Source organism: Faecalibacterium sp. BIOML-A4 (assembly GCF_009679665.1).
Classification (GTDB): domain Bacteria; phylum Bacillota; class Clostridia; order Oscillospirales; family Ruminococcaceae; genus Faecalibacterium; species Faecalibacterium taiwanense.
This window is the reverse complement of sequence record NZ_WKZG01000024.1, coordinates 1-23,971: the sequence shown is the minus strand read 5'-3', so window position 1 is coordinate 23,971 and position 23,971 is coordinate 1. Positions and strand designations below refer to the sequence as shown.

Sequence of the window (23,971 nt, the reverse complement as noted above, 5' to 3'; positions counted from 1 at the left end):
CTTACTTCACCCGACAAAATCCATCGCTATGCTGCATGGGCGGTATTTTTCTTTTACGGGAAACGCACCTTGACAATTTCATGAGCTGTCCGAACGTGATACCGACTTTTCGTCAACGCTGCTGCACAAACAGGGGCAGGAACTTCGTTCGGAGCAAACGGTGATTCACATACATGAGCAGAATCCCTCTACTTATTTTTTGCACCTTAACAATTCGGAAACATTTGTTGATAGAGCGTTTTGAGCGCAGCGGTGGAGGGCAAGAACCGTCCCGTGGCCACAAATTTTCAATTCTTGAAAATTTTGTGTTCCACCGGGACTTCACTTTTCAAACTCTTGCGAGTTTTCAAAGTGATCTTGTTGGGGCGTGCCTGCCCCAAACCCTGCTCATAGTTCGCGCCCTGCAGCGCGAACAGCAACGGCGTGTCGTGTTTCCATAACTTCACCGAGGAGTTATCGAACGAACAGGAGGTACAATGCAGAAGAAGAAAAACATCGCATCCCCCAGCACGACCCAGCACCACGACACGCCGAACAACAAAACGCACTTCATCAAGTTTCGAGTAACGGAAATCGAAAAAATGGAACTCGAACATACCGCAAAACTCTTAAATCTCTCCCTCTCCACTCTCATTCGCCGCGCACTTCACAACGTAAAAATTGAGAAAAAGATTATCGTTGCGAACAGCGGAGAAGAAACACTGACCGCTGTTTCCACGCTGCTTGCTCAGTGCAGCAAGGTGGGCGGAAACCTGAACCAACTTGCAAGGCACTTCAATTCTGGCGGTGCAGACACCGAGCAGATACGAGCGAAAATTCTTGACGAACTTGCAGACCTGACTGCGTTCCGGCTGAACGCCGAGAAAGTTCTAGGTGAACTGTATGGCAACGCTCAAGCATATCAGCTCTAAAAACTCGGACTACTCCGCCATTGAAGTCTATCTGGTTTACCAGCATGACGAGTTCACCGGAAAGCAACTTCTGGATGAACAAGGCAGACCGAAGCTGCGAGAATCGTACATCCTCGATACGCTTGAGTGTGGCGATTTCTCGTTTGCAACGGCTTGTTTGCAGGCAAACCGCAAGTACGGCAAGAACACCCAGCGTGATGATATTAAGAGCCATCAATATATCATCAGCTTTGACCCACGCGATGCAGTCGACAACGGATTGACTATGGAAAAGGCGCAGGCGCTTGGCCTGAAATTCTGCGAAGAAAACTTCCCCGGTCATCCTGCTATCGTATGTACGCACCCGGATGGACACAACCATTCGGGAAATATCCATGTTCACATCGCGATTGGCAGCATCCGAACACGCGAGGTGGAACGCAAGCCTTATATGCAGAAGTCCCGCGACTGGTGCGAGGGTATGAAGCACTCCAGCACCGCCCAGACCATGCGGCACCTGCGTGTCGAGGTCATGGAAATGTGTGAGAGTGCTGGACTGTACCAGATTGACCTACTCAACGGCTCGAAAGAGCGCGTGAGCGAGGCCGAGTATTGGACAAGGCGACGCGGACAAATGAAACTTGACCGTGCGAACGCAGCCCTTACCGCAGCTGGACAGAAGCCCAAGCAGAAGAAGTTTGAAACCGTGAAAGATATTTTGCGGAAACAAATCTCGTCTGTGCTGTACCATTCCACGAATTTTGAAGATTTTTCTGACAAGCTCATGCGGCAGTACGGCATCACCGTCAAGGAAAGTCGTGGACAATTTAGTTATCTACCTTCCGGCAGAACGAAGTTCATCCGAGCGAAACATCTCGGTGACAAGTTCGACAAGGAAGCAGTGCTTACCGCATTGCAGGCAAACGCCGAGCGCAAGCGCACGGTTACACTGAAACCCGACAAGATTGGAAAGCTGATCGACATTCAGGCAAAGCTGGCCGAGGGTAAGGGCGCAGGCTATGAGCGTTGGGCGAAAAAGTTCAATCTCAAAGCCATGGCGCAGACCCTGCTGCTTCTGCAAGAAAAGGGCTTGACCGATGAGGACGCCCTGAACCAGCGCATCGCCGAACTGGAAGCCAAGTATCACGATTCGCTGGCGGTGGTGAAAGACCTCGAAGGCCCCATGAAAACCAACAAAGAGCTGCGCTATCATGTCGCAGCCTATACCAGCGCCAAGGGTATCGTACAGCAGTTAAAGGCCGCTAATCGACCCGCGGCCTTTGAGGAGCAGCACCGTGCAGAGTTGACAGCGTACCGGGCGGCAGCAGCCTATTTCAAGGCAAACGACCTCACCAAGCTGCCCAGCCCGAAAAAGCTGGAAGCCGAGTACGCGCAGCTGGCATCCGAAAAGGCAAAGTTCTACGAGCAGTACAAGGAAACCAAAGAAGAACTGCTCAAGCTGAAAACCGCAAAGCAGAATGTTGCGTCCTTTTTCCGGGAGGAAGATCAGGCGCAGCAGGAGAGATAAAGGAGTGTGCGTATGATCAATCTGAAAATCGACCCGGAGTTCCAGTCCCAGATTCCGCCGCTGACCGATGATGAATTTAAGCAGCTTGAAGAAAACATCCTCAAAGAGGGCAAGCTGATTTCTCCTTTGATTGTCTGGGGTAATACCCTTGTTGATGGTCACAACCGTTATGAAATCGTTCAGGAACATCCCGAAATCTCTTTCTCCACCATGCCGCTCCCGTTTGAAAGCAGAGAAGAAGCCCTCGCTTGGATCTGCAAAAATCAACTGGGGCGGCGCAACCTCACGCCGGAGCAGAAGAAGTTCCTCATTGGAAAGCAGTACAGTGTGGAGCATCGGAAGCCCGGTGGAAACGGTAACAACCAGTATACGGCTGCTGCCAAGAAAACCGCACAGGAGGAATTGTGTCAAATTGACACAATTCCTCTCACCTCTGCGGAGGCGAGCATCCGCAAGCAGATCGCCGAGCGGAACAACGTCAGCGAATCCTACGTTGTCCGTTCCGAAAAGTTCATGCGCGGCGTGGAGATCATGGAACAGATGATACCCGGTATGCAGGAGAAAATCCTATCCGGGCAGTTCAAAGTCCGTGATGCCGATATGCACCGCCTCGCCAGAGCTGATTTTCCGAACCGCAAGCAAATCGTGCACGAGATTCTGCACCCAGAAGACCGTTCGGCTCCGCAGTCGAGCTACTCACACTACTCTGGAATCAACTACTCAGCGCTGGAAGTCGCTGTCCGGCGGATTCAGCAGGACTTTGATTTTTTGATGAGATACTTGCCTAAGCTACCGGACGATTCCTACGCCAAAACTGAAACGCTAAAAATCCTCAAGCAGCACAAAGCGTATATGGCACAGTTTGAAGAAATGCTGAACGATAAAGAAATCGCATAACGACAGGCACTTGTAAGCCATCAATGAGCCACCAGCCGCAAGTGCAGGGTGGAAAACTTCCGCGCCCTTGCGCCTGATAAAAATTGGAACTTTGATTTTCTCGCCCGACTTTGCCACGGTAGGACGATCAAAGGAGCGTGCGTTTGAACAAAAAGAAAAAGTCCACAAATACTTCCCCTTATCCCGATGAAGTCATTGACCGTCTGGCGCGGGCATTCTACCCGGCCATCCTTGCCTGCTGGAACAGCGAGGAAGGCCAGATGGAGTTTGCCGCGTGGCAGGCGGAACAAGCTCATCACACCACCAGCAAAGAAAAACAGAGCGTTCCCGACGGGGAACGCCCTGCTGTACATATCGCTGTTGTCTGTGGCTTTTGGCAGGGTGCGTCCTATTCAGGGGCGCACCCTGTTTTTTGTTTTGCCCTTAATCTTCTAGCCCATGGCTTCCAGCCACATTCTTCAAATATTCCTTCGGGTCGCCGTTCAGAATCAAATCCGCATAGCCCAGTGGGTCATTGTAGATAAGGTAGTCCAGTTCCGTCTGCTGCGCCATGGTCACATCCAGTGCATCCTCAACCCCGGTACAGTCAATGGAAATTTTTCTCCCATCCCGGAGCAGCAGTTTCACGCATCCGGTGCCCATGTTGAATTTGCAGGTTCTTTCATCGTACTTCATATTCGTGTCCTTTCTGCCTTACGGCACTCTTACCGTGGTCTGTCGTGCTTTTTTGTGATAAGGTCTAGGACGTTTTTCGATGGAAGCAAGGGATTCATTTTGTTTTCCAAAGAAAACAAAAAATCCGAACCCTTCTCCTATTGGAAAAAAGTTCGGATTTTGTTGTTGTGGTGCACCTCCAGGGACTCGAACCCTGGGCCCACTGATTAAGAGAGCAAGCCGCCGGTTCGCCTCATTTCATGGAAGTTTCGAGTCATCGTAGTTTTTAATCAAAACAACGTGATTTTTCACCCGGTAACTTCTGCATCCTTTGTCGGATTTTGCACCGAGAAGTCCCCTCTGCACGGTTTGAAACCGTGCAAAATCCGTGCAGAAACCGTGCACCTACTCTCCGACAAACAAAATCGCTCTATCCCCCCACCGGCTTGACGGCATTGGTTTGAGTGGCCGCACACCAAAATCAAGTCTGGAAGGAGCATTCACCCTCACGCCGTGATCAGTGCCATGAGGTAGAACTCCGTGGGAGCGGTTTCTTCCGTGGGCAGAATGGTGATCTCCACGGTATGGGTCTTCTGCTCGCCATGGTGGAGGATGGGCTGCAAATACAGGCAATCGCCCCAGTCCTCATCGAAGTTACCGTCCAGCACAGCGGCGTGGGCGGTGTCGCCGTCCAGCACCAGCTGTGCCCGCAGCGCCGGGCGGCGGATGGTCTTGCGGTACTGCACTGCAATGCAGGAGGCATCCACTTCAAAGGTGATTTTGTCGCCGGGCTTCTGGCCCACCCAGCCGTTTTTCCAGTGGTCCAGATGCCCCAGCTTTTCCTCCGGGTCTGCCCGGAAGCCCTCCAACTTGGGGGAGAGTTCCCGGATGGTCAGCCGCCGGGCGTTTTCGTAGGCGTTGGCGGTGAGCGGTGCCGGGAAGGCAGGCTCCTGCTCCGGTTCTTCCCGGTGGGCGTTGACCGCCTCCAGCAGCTTGATGATCTCCCCCGCCACCAGACCGTGACCGTAATCGTTTGGGTGCAGTCCATCAGGGCTGAGCAGGGTGCGGCTGGCATACTTACCGGCACGCAGATCCTTGTAAATGCTGTCCCGGATGCTGACATGTGGCACGCCGTAGTGGTCGCCCACGGCGTTGTGCTCGTCCTGTGCGGTGGCTCCGGTATCGTAGTATACGTTATTCAACAGTACCACCGCCGGGTGGGAGGGCCATGCAAGCAGCTTGCGGACAACACCCTCGTAAGTCTCCTGCCGGAAGGGAACTTCCAGATCGTTGACGCTGAAATCCACCACTACGAAATCTGGCTGGTACATCAGCACATCGGTCACGGCACGGGCAACGCCGTACAGAGAATCTGTGCCGCCGATGCCGCCGTTGACGTAGTGGAACTTCGACTGCGGAAAGGTATCCACGAACCACTGGTACACCCGGAACGCATAGGCGTTGCCGGGCTGGGTGGAAAGGCTGCCCTGCGTGATGGAACCGCCCAGAAAACCGAGGGTCAGTTCCTGCCCTGCTGCTGCACGGCGAAGCAGTTCTTTCAAGCGAGCAAAATTGGACGTGTTCATTCTAAAACTTCTCCCTGATATGCACTATGGATAATTTTTGCTGCTGGACGTCCGGACACGGCATAGGCGCTGGCGGTTCCGGAGTCAGCAGGCCAGTCCCACACGCCAAAGCCCATGACCCACGGACGCTTGGCGCAGGCGGAAAACATGGCACTATACCAATCGGCCTGTTCCAGATCGTTCCGTGTTCCCTTCAGCTCCCAGTTGTTGGGCACGGCAGAAGAACCGGTGATGTTCATGCAGCCTGCCTCGCTGAAGAGGACGGGCTTTTTGTATTTTTTGCTCACTGCCTCGATGCGGTCCAGCTGGTTTTCCCAGTCCTTCAGGGGGTAGTAGCCGCTGGAAGCGATGCAGTCTACCGCATCCCACCAGTTCACATGGTCCTCGCCGTATTTATCGCAGTTATAGCTCACCGGTCCGTGATATTGCTGCCGCACAGCGGCAATGAGAGCACGCCACTCTGCTTCCCGGTGCTCGGTCATGGTCATTTCGCACCCGGTCAGGAACAGCCCGCAGCCTTCGGCTTCGGCAAGAGCAGCGTAGTGGGTCTGGAAGGCGGTGTAGCTGGCAAACCATCTGCCCCACTGGGTCTCGCAGGGCACATCGTGGTCAAAAAAGCTGATGCGCGCCCGCCACACGCCGTTGGCGCAGTTGACGGTAGGCTTCAACGCCACCTGCAAGCCCAACTGCTTGGCAAAGCGGATGGCACCGCATAGCTCCTCGTCTGTGGGGGTGGCATTAGTGTTCCAGTTGATTTCCTCACTATAAGGGTCAGATTGTATTCCAGAGGGCGACAGAATGACCCAGTTGGCGGCGGTAGCTTCCACCATAGTTGCCATACTGCGGTGGGCGTTCTCGCTGCTCAACACGCCTCTGTGGGGAAAGGGTGCAAAGTTCACCCCGTAAAAGTTGTGTTCGTGCTCCATGACATTTTCCTCGTCTTTTTTCAAAAATCAACGTCAGATTGCACAATAAGTATAGTGCAGTTTTGGCAATTCGGTCAATATGCTGCTTCATTTTCAGCGTATGGCACAAGGAGAGGGGCAAAGCACTGGTCAACCTGACCCGAAAAAAGCCCCTACACCGGGAGGTGCAAAGGCTAAACTAAATTTTAGGTTTTATTTAGCTTACAGATTTAGCTTGCGATTTTGGGTGGAATCTGCTATGCTTCGGGCAAAACCAACGGGAGGGAACGGAAAATGGAGCAACTTACAACCGCAGCGCTGACCCAACTGCCGCAGGTGCGGGCACTGGGGCGGCACACCGGGCGTGACCCGCTGACCCTGTTCTGGACAGCCAGCGGCATAGAACTGGAATTTACCGGCAGTGAGCTGTGGGTGGATCTTTTCGCCGATTATGAAGTGGTAGAGCCGTGGGTCAGCGTGGAACTGAATGGCGCATGGGTGGCACGGTTTGCCGTGAACCCCGGCAAAAGCCGGGTGTGCCTGTTCCGGGGCATGACGCCGGGCAAGGCGAAGCACGTCCGGCTGCTGAAGGATGTGCAGGCCATGCACGATGACCCGGCGCACCTGCTGCAGATCACCGGGCTGGAATATGCAGACGGCGAATTTCTGCCCCTGCCGGAGCCGGTTTATCGGCTGGAATTTGTGGGGGACAGCATCACCAGCGGAGAGGGTGCCATCGGAGCCAAACCGGAGGAGGACTGGGTGGGAGCCTTTTTCTCGGCAGAAAACCACTACGGTCGCCTGACTGCCGATGCGCTGGGTGCCGAATACCGCTGCATCTCGCAAAGCGGCTGGGGCATCGTGTCTGGATGGGACAACGACGTGCGCCACATCCTGCCGCCCTACTACACCCGGGTGTGCGGCGTAGCCATGGGACAGCGTAACGCCGCCCTTGGTGCACAGCAGGAAAACGATTTTGCCGCATGGCAGCCGGATGCCGTCATCGTCAATCTAGGCACCAACGACACCGGCGCATTCGATAACCCGCCATGGACAGACCCTGCCACCGGCAAGCCCCACCAGCTGCGGCGGCTCTCCAACGGAGACTTCCATCCTGCGGACGCCCAAAAGGTGGCAAACGGTGTGCAGCATTTTCTGACCCTGCTCCGGGCAAAGAACCCCGGGGCAAAGCTGGTGTGGTGCATCGGGATGCTGGGCAGTGAGCTGCTGCCGGTGCTGCGACAGGGCGCGGAGCAGTACAAAGCCATTACCGGAGACAACTCTGTTTATCTGCTGGAGCTGCCCAACACCACACCGGAAACGGTAGGTGCCCGGCAGCACCCCGGCGCAGAAAGCCACCGGCAGGCGGCAAAGGTTCTGACTGCCTTTTTGAAAACGATCCTCTAAAAGTGAAAACGGGATACCGGAGCGTCCGCAGACGCTCCGGTATCCCAAAATACAAACTATATTTTCCACTGAAGATGGCCAGAGCAAAGCGGCGGCCATTCAAAATAGTACCATAGTAAAAGGGTTGCTGCACGAAGGTTTGTGCAGCAACCCCTTTTTTATCAGGTAGATTCTCTTCTTACAAAGCCGCCGGGCACGATGACGGTGGGGGCAACGGCAGGCTTATGCGCCATTTTGCGGCGCAGCTGCGCCACCACCGTTTTTGCCATGCCGTCCAAGTCCACCCGGTAGCTGGTCAGCTGGGGGCTGCAGATGGTGGAATAGCGGTAGTCATCGTAGCCGGTCACTGCCACATCCTGCGGCACACGGTAGCCGTTGCGCTTGAGGGTCTCCACCAGATTGTAGGCCACCTCGTCGCAGTTGCAGACAAAGGCTTCCGGCATCTCGTGAGGCAGGGTGAACGGAATAAAGAGCCCTCGGTCGTCCCGATCCTCCAGCCGCCAGTCGTCCCGGATGGGCAGCCCGGCGCGGAGCAGGGCTTTGACATAACCCAGATAGCGGTCCATGATGGAGCTGGTGGACAGCACACTGCCCACAAAACCGATGTTCCGCCGCCCGGTGGAGATGAGATGCTCGGTCATCATATAGCTGCCGCTGGTGTTATCGCTGAGCACGCAGTCGGCGGCAATGGCATCATCGTAAAAATCCAGCAGCATAAAGGGCACGCCCGTCTGCACCGCTGTGGCAAGGTAGCGGCGGCTGATCTCGCCCATAAAGATGAGGCCGTCCACCTTGCGGTTTACAAGGAAGGAGGGCATATTGCAGCTTTTTTCTGCCTGCGGCAGAACGATCTCCATCAGCACCGAGATGTCCTGCTCGGCGGCGCATTTAAGCACCGCCCGGTACAGATTGGAATAAAAGGCGTTCTCGTTGAAAAAACGATCTGCCACCAGAATACCGATGCTCTCGCCGCCGGGCTGTGTATGCGCCCGGGCAGGGGGCTGATAGCCCATCTCCTCGGCAACGGCAAGGATCTTTGCCCGCATCTCGGCGCTGACGCCTTCTTTGCCTGCCAGACCCTTGGAGACGGACACGGTGCTGATGCCCAGCCGCTGCGCGATATCGGCCATGCGTACTGCTTTTGCCATGTTCCTGACCAGCTTTCTTCTTTCATTTTAGAATGAGGTAAATAACGTTCCGGTTAACTTTATGGTTAGCATAGCAGTTTTTAGTCGTTTCGTCAATGAAAAGCCAGTTAAAAAGTGCAAAATCAGCCTTAGGCTAAGCGATCTTTAAGTTAATTTTATTGTAAAAAGTTAATTAAATTATTATTTTAAGTTCAAAATCCGTGATGTATCCCGGATTTACAGGTCAGTTTTCACAAGAAAATTGCCGAATTGCCACCAAAACACCGAATCTTTTTGGTAATATTGACAGTGAATCTCAAAAGGAATATACTTAAACCACAGAAAGCGAAGGATAACAGTTAGCTAATCAAAGCTAAATTTAGCTTTCGCAAAACGGAAAAGGGTTCCACAAAAAGAAGGAGGATATCCCTATGCGTAAGATCAATCGCCGCAATTTCCTGAAGGTCACTGGTGTGTTGGCCGCAGCCTCTGCTCTTGCCGCCTGCGGCGGCAGCAGCACTTCTACCGCCGGCTCCACCGGCAGCACCGCTGGTTCCGCTGCCAGCGCAGACGGTGCAAAGGCTTACAATGAGCTGACCGTGGGCACCGACAACACCGACCTGAAGGCTGACCTGAAGATCATCAGCCACCGTACCGACCTCATCGATGACGGCACCTTTGACGGCTACGTTGCCGCATTCCAGAAGCTGTATCCCAACATCACCATCAAGTACGAGGGCATCACCGACTATGCCAACGACATGACCACCCGTCTGACTTCCAACGACTGGGGTGATCTGTGCATGATCCCCACCAACATCCCCCTGACCGAGTTGGGCGACTACTTTGAGCCTCTGTGCGCACTGAGCGACATTGAGAACGATTACAACTTCGCTTCCAACCGCGCTTATAACGGCAGCGTGTACGGCATCCCCTCCACCGGCAATGCACAGGGCATCATCTACAACAAGAAGGTTTTTGAGGCTGCCGGCATCACCACCCTGCCCAAGACCCCGGACGAGTTCCTGGATGACCTGCAGAAGATCAAGGACTACGATCCTTCCATTGATCCCCTGTACACCAACTACGCCGCCGGCTGGACCATGACCGCATGGGATGCTTACACCAGCGGCGGCGCAACCGGTGACCCGGACTGGATGAACATTACCATGCCCCAGACCAAGGATCCGTTCCAGAAGGGCATTCTGGGTGCGGACGATATGGGTCCCTACGCTGTGTACTACATCCTGTACGAAGCAGTGAAGCGCGGTCTGACCGAGGCCGACCCCACCACCACCGACTGGGAGGGCTCCAAGCCCCGCATCAATAACGGCCAGATCGGTGCCATGGTTCTGGGCAGCTGGGCCATCGTGCAGATGCAGGCCGCCGGTGACCACGCCGACGACATTGGCTATATGCCGTTCCCCATCACCGTCAAGGGTACCCAGTACGCCAGCGCAGGTGCAGATTACTGCTACGGTGTGAACAAGAACACCACCGATGACAAAAAGCTGGCTGCCATGCTCTACATCAAGTGGCTGACCGAAAGCTCCAACTTTGCTTATGATCAGGGCGGTGTGCCGGTGCTGAAGAGCCAGGAATACCCCGATACCCTGAAGGCATTTGACGGCATCGACCTGGTCGAGGATGCCCCCGCCCCCGCAGAGCTGGCAGACCTTGCCACCGAGGTGCAGCAGGAGGCTGAGCTGATGCTGAATGCCGACCAGACCCACGTCATGCGTGTGGTGGAGGCTGGCATCAACGGCGACGAGACTCTGGACGACATCGTGGCCGACTGGAACGCCGCATGGGACGCAGCTGTGGATGCTTGCGCACCGCAGTAAGCGATCTATCATTATAAATCAGCAGGGCGGGCCCGTGTCCGCCCTGCTTTTGGTGAAAGGAGGTCTTTTACATGGCATCTTCCGCAACCGTATCCGCGCCTAAAAAGCGCAAGAGCTTCAGCGAATACTTTCACAGTATGCGTGGCCAGCAGCTCATCGTCACGCTGGTGTTCCTGTTCGTTCCGCTGGTGCTGCTGTTCATGTTTACCTATCTGCCCTTCTTCAAAATGGTGGAGTTCAGCTTCTTCAAAATGAAGTACATCGGCAGACGTACCTTTGTGGGTCTGCAGAACTACATCTCGGTCTTTACCCGCAAAGACTGCTTCCACGCTCTGAGCCTGAGCCTTTACTACATGGTAGGCTCCGTGGTGCAGATGGCGCTGGCGCTGCTGTTTGCCACCATCCTGAGCTTCAAGTGCAAGGGCAGCAAGTTCTTCCGTGGTGCACTGTACTTTCCCTGCCTCATCTGCGGCATCTCGGTGGGCTTCATCTTCAAGTTCTTCTTCACCCACGGCTTTGTGCTGGATACCCTGCTGAGCTGGGTGGGCTTCAACGTAGATAAGCTGCCCTTCTGGCTCCGGGATGAGTCCATCAACAACGTCGTGCTGGTGGCCTGCTCCATCTGGAAATACATCGGCCAGAACATCGTCATGTTCATCGGTGCTATCGCTTCTGTGGACCCCGTGCTGTACGAGGCTGCTGAGATCGACGGTGCCAACGCATGGCACCGCTTCAAGGACATCATCCTGCCCTCCATCAGCACCATCGTGGTGCTGAACCTCATCATCTCGGTGTCCGGCGCACTGTCCGCCTTCGAGATGCCCTATGTTGTCACCGGCGGCGGCTTCAACACCTCCACCTACTTCGTGGTCATGGATAAGATCGCCCATACCGACCAGAAGGTGGGTCTTGCATCCGCCATGGCTGTGGTTCTGCTGCTGCTCATCGTGATCGTCACCTACGCCCAGAAGGCTGTGGAAAAATGGCTGGAAAACCGCAGCAGCGGCGTAACCAAGTGAAAGTGAGGCAGAACGTATGAACGAAACCACTGCGATCAAGACCAAACGTGTTCTGATCAACATTTGCAAATATGCGCTGCTCATCTTCGCTGCCTTTGTGGCACTGGTGCCCATCGTATCCTGCATCTTCACCGCCTTCAAAAGTGAGGAAGAGTACGCCAACACCAACGTTATCACCCCGCCCAAGAGCTGGCTCAACTTCGATAACTTCATCACAGCATGGAACAAGGCCAACATGGGCGAGGCGTTCCTGAACAGCTTTATCATCCTGATCTGCGTGTTGGCGGGCAGCATTATGATCAGTGCCATGCTGGCTTATGTGCTGAACCGGTTCAAGTTTCCCGGCAACAAGCTGATCCGCAACCTGTTCACCATCGCCACCCTGATCCCCGGCATCGCCTCGCAGGTCACGGTGTACCAGATCATGACGGCTCTGCATCTGGTGAACTCCATGCCCGGCTACATCATCCTGATGATGGGCACGGACGTTATCACCATCTATATCTTCCTGCAGTTCTTCGAGAACCTTTCCCCCACGCTGGACGAAAGCGCCATTCTGGATGGCTGCACCTACTTTGGTGTGTTCTTCAAGATCCTGCTGCCCCTGCTCAAGCCCGCCATCGTCACCAGCGCCATCCTGAAGGGTGTGTCCACCTACAACGAATACTACATGGCAAACCTGTACCTGCAGGATAAGACCAAGTATCAGGTGGTGGCCACCTCGCTGTATGTGTTCTCCGGCCCCATGGGCAACCAGTACAACTACATCTGCGCCGGTGTCATCATCACCATCATCCCCGCCCTCATCGTGTTCCTGCTGTGTCAGGATCAAATCTACAGCGGCATGGCTGCCGGTGCGGTGAAAGGCTAAAATCGCTATCCACTTTTTCTCCTTCATCATCTGCTGCTTCTCCCGGCTTCTGTGCAGGGAGCCGGGAGAGTGTGGCAGAAAAGAACAACAACCTTCTATTACAGGAGTTTTTGATTATGAGCAACGTAAAAATGTTCTGCGACGCCCTGCCCAACATTCCTTGGCAGGAAAAGCCCGCCGATGCCACCGGCCCGGTGTGGCGGTACAGCGAGAACCCCATCATCGACCGCAACCCGGTGGAGGGCGTGGCCCGCATCTTCAACAGTGCGGTCGTGCCGTACGAGGGCAAGTTCATTGGCGTGTTCCGCGGCGAGCAGGTCAACGGTGTGCCCTACATCTATCTGGGCCACAGCGAGGACGCCATCCACTGGACCTTCGACAAGGACAAGATTCCCTTCGTCAACGAGAAGGGTGAGCCATTCATGCCGGTGTATGCCTACGACCCCCGTCTGGTGAAAGTCGAGGACACCTACTACATCATCTGGTGTCAGGATTTCTACGGTGCGTCCATCGGCATTGCCAAGACCACCGATTTCAAGACCTTTGTCCGCATCGAGAATCCGTTCATTCCCTTCAACCGGAATGCGGTGCTCTTCCCCCGCAAGATCAACGGGATGTACACCCTGCTGAGCCGCCCGTCTGACAGCGGCCACACCCCCTTTGGTGACATCTTCCTGAGCCAGAGCCCGGATATGGAGTTCTGGGGGCGTCACCGCCATGTGATGAGCAAGGGCTCCAACTGGTGGGAGAGCGTGAAGATCGGCGGCGGTGCTGCCCCCATTGAGACCAGCGAGGGCTGGCTGCTGTTCTACCACGGCGTTACCGGCACCTGCAATGGCTTCGTCTACTCCATCGGCGGTGCCATTCTGGATAAGGACGAGCCCAGCAAGGTACTGTACCGCTGCGGCAACTTCCTGCTGACCCCGGAAAAGTGGTATGAGGAGCGCGGCTTCGTGCCCAACGTCTGCTTCCCCTGCGCCACCCTGCAGGATGCCGACACCGGCCGCATCGCTCTGTACTATGGCTGCGCCGACAGCTATGTCGGTCTGGCCTTCACCACCGTAGACGAGGTGGTGGATTACATCAAGACCCACGATAACGCAGGCCCCACCGATCACGAGGTGGGCATCCGCTAAGCGTCAAGCGCAACCCTCTCTGTCAATGCTTCGCATCGCCATCTCTGCAAAAAGAGGTTTTACGTCCCCTACCGAGCGCTGGCACGGCGCAAGCCGTGACCGAGAGGGTTTTACTTTGTACAGAAAGGAAGTTCTGTATTATGTCTTCCATCAAACAGGCAGCAGAAGAAATGCTGCTGCAAACTATCATTCCCTTCTGGAAAGGGCTGCGGGACGAGGAAAACGGCGGCTTTTACGGCTACATGGATTTTGACCTGAAGCTGGATAAAAAAGCCGAAAAGGGCTGCATCCTGAACAGCCGCATTCTGTGGTTCTTCTCCGAGGCTGCCATGCTGATCGGCCGGGCAGACCTTGTCGAGGATGCCCGCCACGCCTACCAGTTCTTCCTGAAAAACTGCTACGACGAGGCAAACGGCGGCGTGTACTGGAGTTGCGATTACACCGGCAAGCCGCAGGACACCACCAAGCACACCTACAATCAGGGCTTTGCCATCTATGCCCTTTCCGCTTACTACCGGCTGACCAAAGACCCCGTTGCGCTGACCTACGCAAAAAAGATCTTTCATCTCATCGAGCAGCACTGCACCGACAGCGAGGGCTATCTGGAGGCCTTTACCATCGACTGGAAGCCGGAGAGCAACGAAAAGCTCTCGGAAAACGGTGTCATGGCGGCAAAGACCATGAACACCCTGCTCCATGTATTCGAGGGTTACGCCGGGCTTTATCAGGCAAGCCGTGACCCGGAGGTGGAAAAAGCCCTGCGCCGCATCCTTGACATCTACGAGCACAAGATTTACAGCCCGGAACTGCACCGGCAGTTGGTGTTCTTTGACCAGCACTACAACTCTATCATCGATTTGTACAGCTATGGCCACGATATCGAGTCCAGCTGGCTCATCGACTGGGGCTGCGATTTGCTGGGCGATGCAGCGCTTTCCAAGCGCATCCACGCTATCAACTCCGACCTTGCCGCCCACATCTACAAGGAAGCTTACATTGACCACTCGGTGGTCAACGAGTGCGACCGCGGCAAGGTGAACACCACCCGTGTGTGGTGGGTGCAGGCTGAGTCCGTGCTGGGCTTCGTGAACGAATACAACAAGAGCGGCGATGCAAAATACCGCGATGCCGCCGCCGATATTTACCACTACATCTGCAACGTGATGGTGGACAAACGCCCCGGCAGTGAATGGTTCTGGGAGGTGGACGCAGACGGAAAACCGTCCAGCCGCAAGCCCATCCTTGAGCCGTGGAAGTGCCCCTACCACAACGGCAGAATGTGCATGGAACTGATAAGGAGGAATCCCGATGTCACAGTTTAAACTCCACCCCGAATACCTGCGCCAGAAGGCTTTGCAGGATGCCTACCTGGCCCGCAAAAACAAAAAGACCGATTTCTACAACGGCATCTATGACCGGTGGGAAAACCCGGTGCTGACCCGCGAATCCATCCCGCTGAGCTGGCGGTTCGACCTGAACCCGGAGACGAACCCCCACTTTATGGAGCGTCTGGGCGTGAACGCCGTGTTCAACTCCGGTGCCATCAAGCTGAACGGCAAGTATTACCTTGTGGCGCGCATCGAGGGCAACGACCGCAAGAGCTTCTTTGGCGTGGCAGAAAGCGACAGCCCGGTGGAGGGCTTCCACTTCTGGGAAAAGCCCATCCTGCTGCCGGACACCTGCCCGGAGGAGACCAACGTCTACGATATGCGCCTGACCCAGCACGAGGACGGCTGGATCTACGGCGTGTTCTGCTCCGAGAGCAAGGACAACAGCGTGAATGACCTGTCCGCTGCCGTGGCTGCCGCAGGCATCGTCCGCACCAAAGACCTCAAGACTTGGGAGCGTCTGCCGAACCTTGTCACCAAGCGCAGCCCCCAGCAGCGCAATGTGGATTTGTTGCCGGTGTTTGTCAACGGCAAGTACGCCTTCTACACCCGCCCCATGGATGATTTCATCGACACCGGTTCCGGCGGCGGCGTAGGCTTTGGTCTGTGCGAGGACATCACCCACGCCGTCATTGACGAGGAGATCATCACCAGCCCCCGCCGCTACCACACCATCACCGAGGCAAAGAACGGCGAGGGTGCCACCCCCATCAAGACCGAAAAGGGCTGGCTGCACATTGCCCACGGCGTGCGGAATACCGCCGCCGGGCTGCGGTACGTCATTTATGTATTCGTCACCGCACTGGACGACCCCAGCAAGGTGATCGCGGAGCCCTCCGGCTTCCTGATCGCTCCCCGGGATTGGGAGCGTGTGGGCGATGTCTCCAACGTGGTCTTTACCAACGGCGCGATTGCAGACGATGACGGAAGCGTGTATATTTATTATGCAGCCAGCGATACCCGTCTCCATGTAGCTTCTACCACCATCGACAAACTGCTGGACTTCGCCTTCAACACCCCCGCCGACCCGCTGCGCAGCGTGGACTGCGTAAAGCAGCGGTGCGCCCTCATCGACAAAAATCTGGAGTACCTCAAGAGCATCGGCGAGTAAACCGCCCCTCTGAGACCTCCGCCCGAAAGGAAACGCCATGAAAAAGACCAACATCGACAGCCCCTTCTACCGCACTATGGGGAAGATCGGCGATCTGCTTTTTGCCAACCTTCTGTGGCTGGTGTGCTGTTTGCCCATCGTCACTGCCGGAGCCTCCACCCTGGGGCTGTTCACGGTGGTGAACAAGATGGCGGCAAAGGAGGACTACACCGTCCATACCGACTTTTTCAAGGCGTTCAAGCGGGATTTTAAGCAATCTACTGCCCTGTGGCTGGTGCTTTTGCTGGCAGGCTTTGCCGCCCTCACCGGGCTGCGCACCGCCACCGCACAGGACACCCCCAGCACCGGCATTCTGGCGGCAGCGTCCTTTTTGCTGCTGGTGCTGGCGGGCTGCTGCGGCAGCTGGGGCTTTGCCCTGCTGGCACGGTTCACCTATCCCGGCGTTCTGCCGGTGCTGGCAGACAGCGGCCGCATGACCCTTGCAAACCTGCTGCCCACTGTGGGGAATCTGGCTTTTCTGGCGTGGTTTCCTCTGCTGGCAAAAGCCGCCCCTGCGTGGTTCGTCTATCTGCTGCCCCTGTGGCTGCTCATCGGCGGCGCAGGTTCTGCCCTTGGCATGGCAAGCCTGATGCGCCCCGCCTTTGCTCAGCTGGAAAAAGCCGGGCGCAAGGAAGAGGAACCGGAAGAAGAACCTGACACGGAGGACAGCGTGCAATGATCGTCTGCACCGAAACTGTCCTTATTGGAAGAAAGTGTGATTCTATGGAAGAAAAAGTAAAACAGCAGTATGACCGCTGGCTTTCCCAGTCCGGGATGCCTGCCGACCTTGCCGATGAACTGAACCGCATTGCAGGGGACGAGGATGCCATCACCGACCGCTTTTACCGGGAGCTGGAATTCGGCACCGGCGGTCTGCGGGGCGTGATCGGCGCAGGCACCAACCGGATGAACGTCTACAACATCCGCAAGGCAACGCAGGGTCTTGCCAACTACCTGAACGACTCTGACCTGCCCAAAAAGGTAGCCATCGGCTACGACAGCCGCATCAAGAGCGATGTGTTCGCAAAAGAAACGGCGGCTGTTCTGGCTGCCAACGGCATCAAGGCGTACATCTACCCCCGTCTGGAGCCCACCCCGGCGCTGAGCTGGGCGGTGCGGTACTACGGCTGCGGCGCAGGTGTGTGCGTCACCGCCAGCCACAACCCCGCCAAGTACAACGGCTACAAGGTCTACGGCGCAGACGGCTGCCAGATCACCCTTGAGGTGGCGGCAAAGATCCTTTCCGCCATTGAAGCAGTAGACTGCTTTGCCGTACAGCCTGCGGACTTTGACGCAGCCCTTGCCGAGGGCAAGATCGAATACAGCAGCGAGAAATGCTTGGACGACTTTGTGGATGCCGTCTATGCCCAGCGTGTGGGCGATGGGGCTGGCACCGCCGACCTGAAGCTGGTGTACACTCCGCTGAACGGCTCCGGTCTGGAATGCGTGAAAAAACTGCTGGCAAAGCTGGGTGTCACCCATGTGACCGTGGTGCCGGAGCAGGAAAAGCCGGACGGCAACTTCCCCACCTGCCCCTACCCGAACCCGGAGATCCGGGAAGCCATGCAGAAGGGTCTGGAGCTGTGCGACAAAGTGCACCCGGATCTTTTGCTGGGCACCGACCCGGACTGTGACCGCTGCGGCACCGCCGTGCCCGACGGCAAGGGCGGCTACCGGCTCATCACCGGCAACGAGATGGGCATCATTCTGCTGGACTACATCTGCCGCACCCGCAAGGCACTGGGCACCATGCCGGAGCATCCGGTGGCTGTGACCACCATCGTCTCCACCGATATGGCCACACCGGTGGCGGCAAAGTACGGCGTGGAGCTGCGCCGCACCCTGACCGGCTTCAAATTCATCGGCGAGCAGATCGGTCTGCTGGAAGCCGCAGGTGAAGCCGACCGCTACATCTTTGGCTTTGAGGAGAGCTACGGTTACCTGTCCGGCGCTCACGTCCGGGACAAGGACGCCGTCAACGCCACCCTGCTGGTGTGCGAAGCCGCCGCATGGTACGCAAAGCAGGGCATGACCCTGCTGGATGCCATCAATAAGCTGTACGCCGAGTTTGGCTGCTACCGCAACGCCCTGCATAGCTTCGCCTTTGAGGGCGAAAGCGGAATGCACACCATGGACGCCATCATGAAGCAGCTGCGGCAGACTCCGCCCACCGCCATCGGCGGCATGGCCGTGGAAAGCTTGGTGGACTACAACACCGCCGGCACCGGACTGCCCAAGGCCAATGTGTTGGAGTTCCGTCTGGCGGGCGGTGCCAAGCTGATGGTACGCCCCTCCGGCACTGAGCCGAAGATCAAGGTGTATCTCTCTGCCGTTGCTCCCACCGAAGAAGCAGCCGATGCCATCAATGACACCCTTGGCAAAGCTGCCGCTGCCCTGTTGAAAGCATAATCCCCTGCAAACTGGCTGCCTCGTTCCTGCCGAAAAATGGACGGGGCAGCTTTTTTGCACCCTTCTTTCGGAAAAATCGCCTTTTTGTGTTCAATTTCAGGCATATTCGAGGTATATAAAATGAAAACGATTCAACTTACTCCCAGCTGCAAAGACTACCTCTGGGGCGGCGAAAAGCTGCGCACCGAGTACGGCATCCAGAGCGAATTACACCCCCTGAGCGAGGCGTGGATGCTGTCCTGCCACCCGGACGGCCCCAGCTACCTGCCGGACGGCTCCACCTTCCAGCAGTACATCAACGCCCACCCCGGCTGCCTTGGCACCCACTGCGAAAAGTTCAGTGAGTTCCCCGTACTTGCCAAGCTCATTGATGCCAAAAAGGACCTGTCCATTCAGGTGCACCCCTCCAATGAATACGCTTTGGAGCACGAGCACCAGTACGGCAAGACCGAGATGTGGTATGTGCTGGAAGCAGAGCCGGGTGCCTCCCTCTACTACGGCTTCACCCATGAGATCAGCAAGGAGGAGTTTGAACGCCGCATTCAGGATAACACCCTGACCGATGTGCTGAACGCCGTGCCGGTGCACAAGGGGGACTGCTTCTTCATCCCCTCCGGCACGCTGCACGCCATCCGCAAGGGCATCGTGGTGGCAGAGATCCAGCAGAACTCCAACGTCACCTACCGCATCTACGACTACGGCCGTCTGGGCGCAGATGGCAAGCCCCGGCAGCTGCACATCCCGCAGGCACTGGATGTTACCCTCCGGGAGCCGCCGAAAGCGCAGGACTTCCACGGCCATCTGGCGCAGTGTGATTACTTCACGGTGGATGCCGTAGAGGGTGGCTTTGAGGATGTCTGCGACGAGACCTCCTTCACCTCCCTGCTGGTGCTGGAAGGCAAGGGCACTCTGACCGAGACCGCCACCGGCGAAAGCCTGCCCATCCGCAAGGGGCAGAGCCTGTTCCTGCCCGCTGGCACCGGGGCCTACGCCGTAACCGGCACAGACCTCAAGTGCCTGCGTACCCGGGTGTAAATAAAGCATGAAAAATTCCCGGGCAGTCTGCCGCTGCCCGGGAATTTGTGCTATGATAGATGCTGAAAAACAGACGAAACGAGGACACAGCCATGGCATCCTACCGCTACGAACGGGATATCAAACCCGAAGACCTGATCCAAGAAACGCCCCCTCCCCTGACCCCGGCGCAGCAGCGCGCCAACTGGTGGCACTACCACTGGTATTATGTGGTGCTGATCGCTGCTGCCCTGCTGGCGGTGGGGTATTTTGTCTGGAACCGGGTCACTGAGGTGCAGCCGGACTACGCTGTGGCAGTGGTGAGCCGCACCGACCCAGACATTGCCTTTCTCAGCCAGCTGGAGACCCAGCTGGAAGCCCTTGCCGGGGACGTGAACGGCGATGGCAAGGTGAAGGTCACGGTAAAGGGCATCTGGCTGGCACTGGACTTTGAAACGCAGGATGCCGCCCTGCAGCGGCTGATGCAGTCCAGCGAGGACAAGCTGAACTCTGATTTTTATCTGTGCGAGAGCACCCTGTTTATCGTGGACGACCCCACCGCCATAGAGCAGCGGTATGGCTGCTTCCAGACGCTGGATGGCACCGACCCGGCGGAAGGAGACGTTCTGTCGGTGGCAGACTTTGCTCTGCCGCTGCAAGACACCGCCCTTGCCAATGTGCAGAGCGAAAGCTCTACCCTCTGGTACGCTGCTCGCCGCCTGAACGAGGGCATGGATGCGGATACTGCTGCCGCATTGAATGCACTGTGGGAGAAGCTGGTTTGAGGATTGCGAGAGCATATAGCCTGCATCGGCACGGTGCAGTTCAAGGGTTTGGGTGTTCCCAACAAGCATTTTGCAACGCAAATGGTGTTTGTATAGACAGACACATTGCTTGCAGATGCAGACGTTGTATATACGTCTGCCCTGCTTGCAACAACTATGAAGCCTCTCAATGCGCTTCCCAAATTTGAAAAACATTTTGCGATTGAGACCATCCGTTTTTAAGTTCAACTTGAAGTGGACGGTTATTTTTCTTCTTAGAAAATTTTCGTGTTTGCATCCGCAGCAAGCAGGGCAAGCCGGTACCAACTCGCAATTTTTGAATCAGATTTTACAAATCCGAATTCAAAAACGCTTGTTGGGCTTCTCCCAAACCCGACATTCAGCACAAAATTGCGCTGACCGTGCATCTTATCCTCTAAAGGCATTATGACCCACAAGGGGGCCGGTACCGTCCAGCCCTCTCTCTTTTTGCCAAAGTTTTCATCGCCTTTTCTTGCAACCCGCCGAAAGTGGCGTATTTTCAAATCTTTTTGTTGACACAGCTCGATTTTTGTGGTAGTCTATTCCAACAATTTAATATAACATATTTACTTAGAGTTCCAGCTCGGCTCCTGAAGGAGCCGGAGCAAGTTTTTGACTTTCTTATCGCTACATAACGAACCCGAACCAAGGCCATCCCGGAAGGGATGGTCAGGTTTCGGTTGTTGTGTGGCGATTTTTATTGCCAGATCCAGCACCGCACCTTGAAAATCGAAAGACCGTCTGCATGGGATACCCGGCAAAGACCTCGCAAGAGCGAGCCGGAAAACGCCGCCGGAAGGGGGCAGGAAATCCATGCAGGGAGAACGGCACACCCAATATCAACTGGTCAAAATGGCCAGTTGATGTGGTGAATGACACAAAGCGTCATTCACCAGAAACATCTTCTACGTTACAGCTCGTTCAATGTGTTCAAATTGAACACATTGATTCTATCCATGTTACGCTTAACCTCGACTTGACATTTTGTCAAGCCACGGTGAAATCTGGTAAGTGCTGCTTTTCAGTACTTACCAAATTACCGTAACACGGTCACTCTGTGGTGGGTTACGAAAACCGTAACTCACCACTTGGAAGTGGTAAATAGACAAATTGTCCACTTACCACCCAGCCATAACGCACAGATTTTAGTTGGTGATCATTTTGATCACCAACCAGACAATCGTAACGCTTTATTGTGTGAAAGTGGTGGTTACCATTTTGATAACCACCATATACCCGTAACATTTGGGGCAAATAATGCTTTTCATTATCCACCACACACCTGTAACAGCCAAAGGAGGATGCCTATGACAACAGAACAATGGGAACGTGAAAATCAGGACACCCTGATGGAATATTTCATTGACGGTGACCCCAGTGTGCACAGAATCCAGTGTGAATGCTGCCGCAAGGTCATCTACACCCAGACCCGGAACCGCAAATATTGCAGCTTCCAGACCTGCGGTCACCGGATGCTGAACTTGCGAAAAAGTCTTAAAAAGCGCATTGAGCGCGGAGCCTACACCTGCCCTTGCTGTGGTGAGCAGTTCTTGCCGATTCGGGCGGATGCCAGATATTGCAGCAACGCCTGTCGGCAGAAAGACTACCGCAAGCGTAAAGTAACGGCTCACGCTTCTCTTTGAGGAGCTTGATAAAGTTTGTCAAGTTCCTTATCCACGCTCACCTTTATCCCGTAAAGTGGTGCTTCCCATTCTGGGAAGTACCAAAATACCGTAACGCCTAATTGCTCACGCCCAAATCCTCAAAATGGGAATTTGGGCGATTATCTGAAATCAGGTTACGCTTTCCGTAACTTGATTTGCAACTCCTGCCGAATCAAGTTCCCACTTCGGGAACTTGATTGTAGCCGTATCAAAATCAAGTTATCAAAATGATAACTTGATTGCATCCGTGGCAGAGCCACCGGAGTTCCCATTTTGATAACTCCGGTTTTATCTGTAACACGTCACTCCCACTCCGTAAAAATCAAGTGGTCAAAATGACCACTTGATTCTGCCTGTAACGCTGCAATGTCGTTGCAAATCAGGTTGCCAAGATGACAACCTGATTCCACCTGTAACACTTCAAGGTTGGCTGAAAATCAGGTGCCGCCACCCGGCACTTGATTTTACCCGTAACGGAATCAGTGGGTCAAAATGGCCCACTGAAAAAGCCGAGCGAGCTGCGGGCAGAAATTCACAAATCTTTGCCTGTCAGCTTGCCCGGAGCAGAAGTGCAAACCTTTGCGCCATTTTTTGATATAAAACGCTGGAGGTGAATTCTATTTCCGACCACCTGACTGTCACTACGCCCTTACCGCGATATCTACCCTATGCCCGCTTTCTGCTGGATACAGACCTGAGCCACACAGCAAAGCTGCTCTACACCCTGCTGCTGGACCGAGCAACTCTTTCTCAAAAGAACAACTGGATCGATGCGCAGGGTCGCATTTATGTACTCTATCCGCTTTCCAGTCTTGCAAAAGATTTGGGATGCAGCATTTCCAGCATAACACGCGCTTTTGCCGAACTGGAAAATGCACAGCTCGTGGAACGTGTCCGCAGCGGCTTTTCCAAACCTAGCCGCATTCTGCTCATGGTTCCGTATACTACGCAAAATTGCGCTGTCACAGTATGCAAAAATGCCGAGCATGACTGTGCAGAAACGAGCAGTATGATTGCGCAAAAATGCACACCTAACCAACGTAATAAGAACAACCTGAAAGATAACCACCTAGTAAGAACCAATGGCACTCGTTTGATGTTCGGAGAATATCGAAATGTTTTTCTGACGGAAAAAGACTACAAGCGGCTCAAAGCCGATTTTTCCGGGCTGGATGATCTGATCGAGCAGCTTTCAGCTTATATCCAGTCCACCGGCAGAAAGTACGCCGACCATGCCGCTACCCTGCGCATCTGGGCAAAACGGCAGAAAACAGAACAAAAATCGACACCGGGCATCCCGGACTACACATTCAAGGAAGGAGAAAGCCTATAAAGACGATTGAGAAAATTCTAGAACAGTCCGTTTCCAGTATTCCCGAAAACACTGAGGATTATTATGGCAAGGACGGTCTGCTTTATTGCGGAAAATGTCATACCCCAAAAGAAGCGTTCTTCGCAAAAGGCGTCGCTCTGATGAGCAAGAACAAACACCCTGTCGAATGCAGCTGCCAGCGCACGGAAAGAGAAAAGCAGGAAGCCCTTATCAACCAGCAAAAACACCTTGACCGTGTACGGCGGCTGAAAGCAGAGGGTTTTTCAGACCCGGCAATGCTGGACTGGAAGTTTGAAAACGACAATGGCCGCAGCCCACAGATGCACCACACACCGCTATGTAG

Annotated in this window: 20 protein-coding genes and 1 pseudogene; 17 read left to right on the top strand and 4 right to left on the bottom strand. The window is 55.1% G+C overall.

Annotation, left to right across the window (positions count from 1 at the left end; all coding sequences use genetic code 11):
* The first annotated feature begins 476 nt into the window (after positions 1-476).
* From GKG34_RS14220 to GKG34_RS14210, 3 genes are read left to right on the top strand one after another with little or no spacing between them, the layout of a single operon-like run.
* Positions 477-911 (top strand): plasmid mobilization relaxosome protein MobC, encoded by a 435-nt coding sequence (locus GKG34_RS14220; protein ID WP_005941023.1) that lies wholly within the window; start codon positions 477-479, stop codon positions 909-911.
* Positions 883-2,418: a relaxase/mobilization nuclease domain-containing protein gene (locus GKG34_RS14215; protein ID WP_154256631.1), complete on the top strand. Its 1,536-nt coding sequence runs from the start codon at positions 883-885 to the stop codon at positions 2,416-2,418. The genes GKG34_RS14220 and GKG34_RS14215 overlap by 29 nt, the downstream gene beginning before the upstream one ends.
* A gap of 12 nt (positions 2,419-2,430) precedes the next feature.
* On the top strand, positions 2,431-3,315 hold the full coding sequence (locus GKG34_RS14210) for a hypothetical protein (RefSeq protein ID WP_005941018.1): 885 nt from the start codon (positions 2,431-2,433) through the stop codon (positions 3,313-3,315).
* A 423-nt stretch (positions 3,316-3,738) separates the two neighbouring features.
* Here GKG34_RS14210 and GKG34_RS14205 read toward each other — a convergent pair whose 3' ends face one another.
* The 3 genes from GKG34_RS14205 to GKG34_RS14195 form a co-directional block, all read right to left on the bottom strand.
* Entirely contained in the window at positions 3,739-3,990 is a 252-nt protein-coding gene (locus GKG34_RS14205; protein WP_005941013.1) for a DUF6061 family protein, read from the bottom strand.
* A 485-nt stretch (positions 3,991-4,475) separates the two neighbouring features.
* A complete protein-coding gene (locus tag GKG34_RS14200) occupies positions 4,476-5,555 on the bottom strand; it encodes an SGNH/GDSL hydrolase family protein (protein ID WP_154256629.1) in 1,080 nt (359 codons plus the stop codon).
* Positions 5,552-6,481, bottom strand: a complete 930-nt coding sequence (locus tag GKG34_RS14195; protein ID WP_113621305.1) for a 1,4-beta-xylanase — start codon at positions 6,479-6,481, stop codon at positions 5,552-5,554. Before GKG34_RS14195 ends, GKG34_RS14200 begins: the two co-directional genes overlap by 4 nt.
* Before the next feature lie 273 nt (positions 6,482-6,754).
* Here GKG34_RS14195 and GKG34_RS14190 point away from each other — a divergent pair, with 273 nt between their 5' ends.
* Positions 6,755-7,867: an SGNH/GDSL hydrolase family protein gene (locus tag GKG34_RS14190; protein ID WP_097777016.1), complete on the top strand. Its 1,113-nt coding sequence runs from the start codon at positions 6,755-6,757 to the stop codon at positions 7,865-7,867.
* A 161-nt stretch (positions 7,868-8,028) separates the two neighbouring features.
* On the opposite strand, the gene GKG34_RS14185 is transcribed toward GKG34_RS14190, so the two are convergent.
* Positions 8,029-9,015 (bottom strand): LacI family DNA-binding transcriptional regulator, encoded by a 987-nt coding sequence (locus GKG34_RS14185; RefSeq protein WP_097777015.1) that lies wholly within the window; start codon positions 9,013-9,015, stop codon positions 8,029-8,031.
* Positions 9,016-9,425: 410 nt separating this feature from the next.
* Between GKG34_RS14185 and GKG34_RS14180 the strand changes: the two genes are divergently transcribed.
* From GKG34_RS14180 to GKG34_RS14120, 13 genes and pseudogenes are all read left to right on the top strand, one after another.
* On the top strand, positions 9,426-10,838 hold the full coding sequence (locus GKG34_RS14180) for an ABC transporter substrate-binding protein (RefSeq protein WP_097777014.1): 1,413 nt from the start codon (positions 9,426-9,428) through the stop codon (positions 10,836-10,838).
* 71 nt (positions 10,839-10,909) lie between these two features.
* Positions 10,910-11,857: a sugar ABC transporter permease gene (locus GKG34_RS14175; protein ID WP_005922707.1), complete on the top strand. Its 948-nt coding sequence runs from the start codon at positions 10,910-10,912 to the stop codon at positions 11,855-11,857.
* Between the two features lie 16 nt (positions 11,858-11,873).
* Complete coding sequence (locus tag GKG34_RS14170) at positions 11,874-12,728, top strand: carbohydrate ABC transporter permease (RefSeq protein ID WP_097777013.1); 855 nt, start codon at positions 11,874-11,876, stop codon at positions 12,726-12,728.
* Positions 12,729-12,844: 116 nt separating this feature from the next.
* On the top strand, positions 12,845-13,864 hold the full coding sequence (locus GKG34_RS14165; protein ID WP_154256627.1) for a glycoside hydrolase family 130 protein: 1,020 nt from the start codon (positions 12,845-12,847) through the stop codon (positions 13,862-13,864).
* Between the two features lie 140 nt (positions 13,865-14,004).
* Entirely contained in the window at positions 14,005-15,186 is a 1,182-nt protein-coding gene (locus GKG34_RS14160) for an AGE family epimerase/isomerase (protein ID WP_154256625.1), read from the top strand.
* Positions 15,173-16,363, top strand: a complete 1,191-nt coding sequence (locus GKG34_RS14155; protein WP_154256623.1) for a glycosidase — start codon at positions 15,173-15,175, stop codon at positions 16,361-16,363. Before GKG34_RS14160 ends, GKG34_RS14155 begins: the two co-directional genes overlap by 14 nt.
* A 37-nt stretch (positions 16,364-16,400) precedes the next feature.
* Positions 16,401-17,081: a YesL family protein gene (locus GKG34_RS14150; protein ID WP_005922719.1), complete on the top strand. Its 681-nt coding sequence runs from the start codon at positions 16,401-16,403 to the stop codon at positions 17,079-17,081.
* A gap of 44 nt (positions 17,082-17,125) precedes the next feature.
* On the top strand, positions 17,126-18,811 hold the full coding sequence (locus tag GKG34_RS14145) for a phospho-sugar mutase (protein WP_154256621.1): 1,686 nt from the start codon (positions 17,126-17,128) through the stop codon (positions 18,809-18,811).
* Positions 18,812-18,931: 120 nt separating this feature from the next.
* On the top strand, positions 18,932-19,846 hold the full coding sequence (locus tag GKG34_RS14140; protein WP_015537557.1) for a type I phosphomannose isomerase catalytic subunit: 915 nt from the start codon (positions 18,932-18,934) through the stop codon (positions 19,844-19,846).
* A 92-nt stretch (positions 19,847-19,938) separates the two neighbouring features.
* Complete coding sequence (locus GKG34_RS14135; protein ID WP_243139279.1) at positions 19,939-20,610, top strand: hypothetical protein; 672 nt, start codon at positions 19,939-19,941, stop codon at positions 20,608-20,610.
* A gap of 1,328 nt (positions 20,611-21,938) precedes the next feature.
* The gene (locus tag GKG34_RS14130; RefSeq protein ID WP_005922736.1) at positions 21,939-22,274 is read left to right on the top strand and encodes a hypothetical protein; all 336 of its coding nucleotides are present in this window, start codon (positions 21,939-21,941) and stop codon (positions 22,272-22,274) included.
* Between the two features lie 631 nt (positions 22,275-22,905).
* A complete protein-coding gene (locus GKG34_RS14125; protein ID WP_173015263.1) occupies positions 22,906-23,628 on the top strand; it encodes a replication initiator protein A in 723 nt (240 codons plus the stop codon).
* A 140-nt stretch (positions 23,629-23,768) separates the two neighbouring features.
* Positions 23,769-23,971, top strand: a pseudogene (locus GKG34_RS14120) (ATP-binding protein); the annotation flags it as partial.

Bases quoted from the DNA above. Each gene is read 5' to 3' on its own strand.
- GKG34_RS14220 (WP_005941023.1), top strand. From the start codon at position 477: ATGCAGAAGAAGAAAAACATCGCATCCCCCAGCACGACCCAGCACCAC.
- GKG34_RS14215 (WP_154256631.1), top strand. From the start codon at position 883: ATGGCAACGCTCAAGCATATCAGCTCTAAAAACTCGGACTACTCCGCC.
- GKG34_RS14210 (WP_005941018.1), top strand. From the start codon at position 2,431: ATGATCAATCTGAAAATCGACCCGGAGTTCCAGTCCCAGATTCCGCCG.
- GKG34_RS14205 (WP_005941013.1), bottom strand. From the start codon at position 3,990: ATGAAGTACGATGAAAGAACCTGCAAATTCAACATGGGCACCGGATGC.
- GKG34_RS14200 (WP_154256629.1), bottom strand. From the start codon at position 5,555: ATGAACACGTCCAATTTTGCTCGCTTGAAAGAACTGCTTCGCCGTGCA.
- GKG34_RS14195 (WP_113621305.1), bottom strand. From the start codon at position 6,481: ATGGAGCACGAACACAACTTTTACGGGGTGAACTTTGCACCCTTTCCC.
- GKG34_RS14190 (WP_097777016.1), top strand. From the start codon at position 6,755: ATGGAGCAACTTACAACCGCAGCGCTGACCCAACTGCCGCAGGTGCGG.
- GKG34_RS14185 (WP_097777015.1), bottom strand. From the start codon at position 9,015: ATGGCAAAAGCAGTACGCATGGCCGATATCGCGCAGCGGCTGGGCATC.
- GKG34_RS14180 (WP_097777014.1), top strand. From the start codon at position 9,426: ATGCGTAAGATCAATCGCCGCAATTTCCTGAAGGTCACTGGTGTGTTG.
- GKG34_RS14175 (WP_005922707.1), top strand. From the start codon at position 10,910: ATGGCATCTTCCGCAACCGTATCCGCGCCTAAAAAGCGCAAGAGCTTC.
- GKG34_RS14170 (WP_097777013.1), top strand. From the start codon at position 11,874: ATGAACGAAACCACTGCGATCAAGACCAAACGTGTTCTGATCAACATT.
- GKG34_RS14165 (WP_154256627.1), top strand. From the start codon at position 12,845: ATGAGCAACGTAAAAATGTTCTGCGACGCCCTGCCCAACATTCCTTGG.
- GKG34_RS14160 (WP_154256625.1), top strand. From the start codon at position 14,005: ATGTCTTCCATCAAACAGGCAGCAGAAGAAATGCTGCTGCAAACTATC.
- GKG34_RS14155 (WP_154256623.1), top strand. From the start codon at position 15,173: ATGTCACAGTTTAAACTCCACCCCGAATACCTGCGCCAGAAGGCTTTG.
- GKG34_RS14150 (WP_005922719.1), top strand. From the start codon at position 16,401: ATGAAAAAGACCAACATCGACAGCCCCTTCTACCGCACTATGGGGAAG.
- GKG34_RS14145 (WP_154256621.1), top strand. From the start codon at position 17,126: ATGGAAGAAAAAGTAAAACAGCAGTATGACCGCTGGCTTTCCCAGTCC.
- GKG34_RS14140 (WP_015537557.1), top strand. From the start codon at position 18,932: ATGAAAACGATTCAACTTACTCCCAGCTGCAAAGACTACCTCTGGGGC.
- GKG34_RS14135 (WP_243139279.1), top strand. From the start codon at position 19,939: ATGGCATCCTACCGCTACGAACGGGATATCAAACCCGAAGACCTGATC.
- GKG34_RS14130 (WP_005922736.1), top strand. From the start codon at position 21,939: ATGACAACAGAACAATGGGAACGTGAAAATCAGGACACCCTGATGGAA.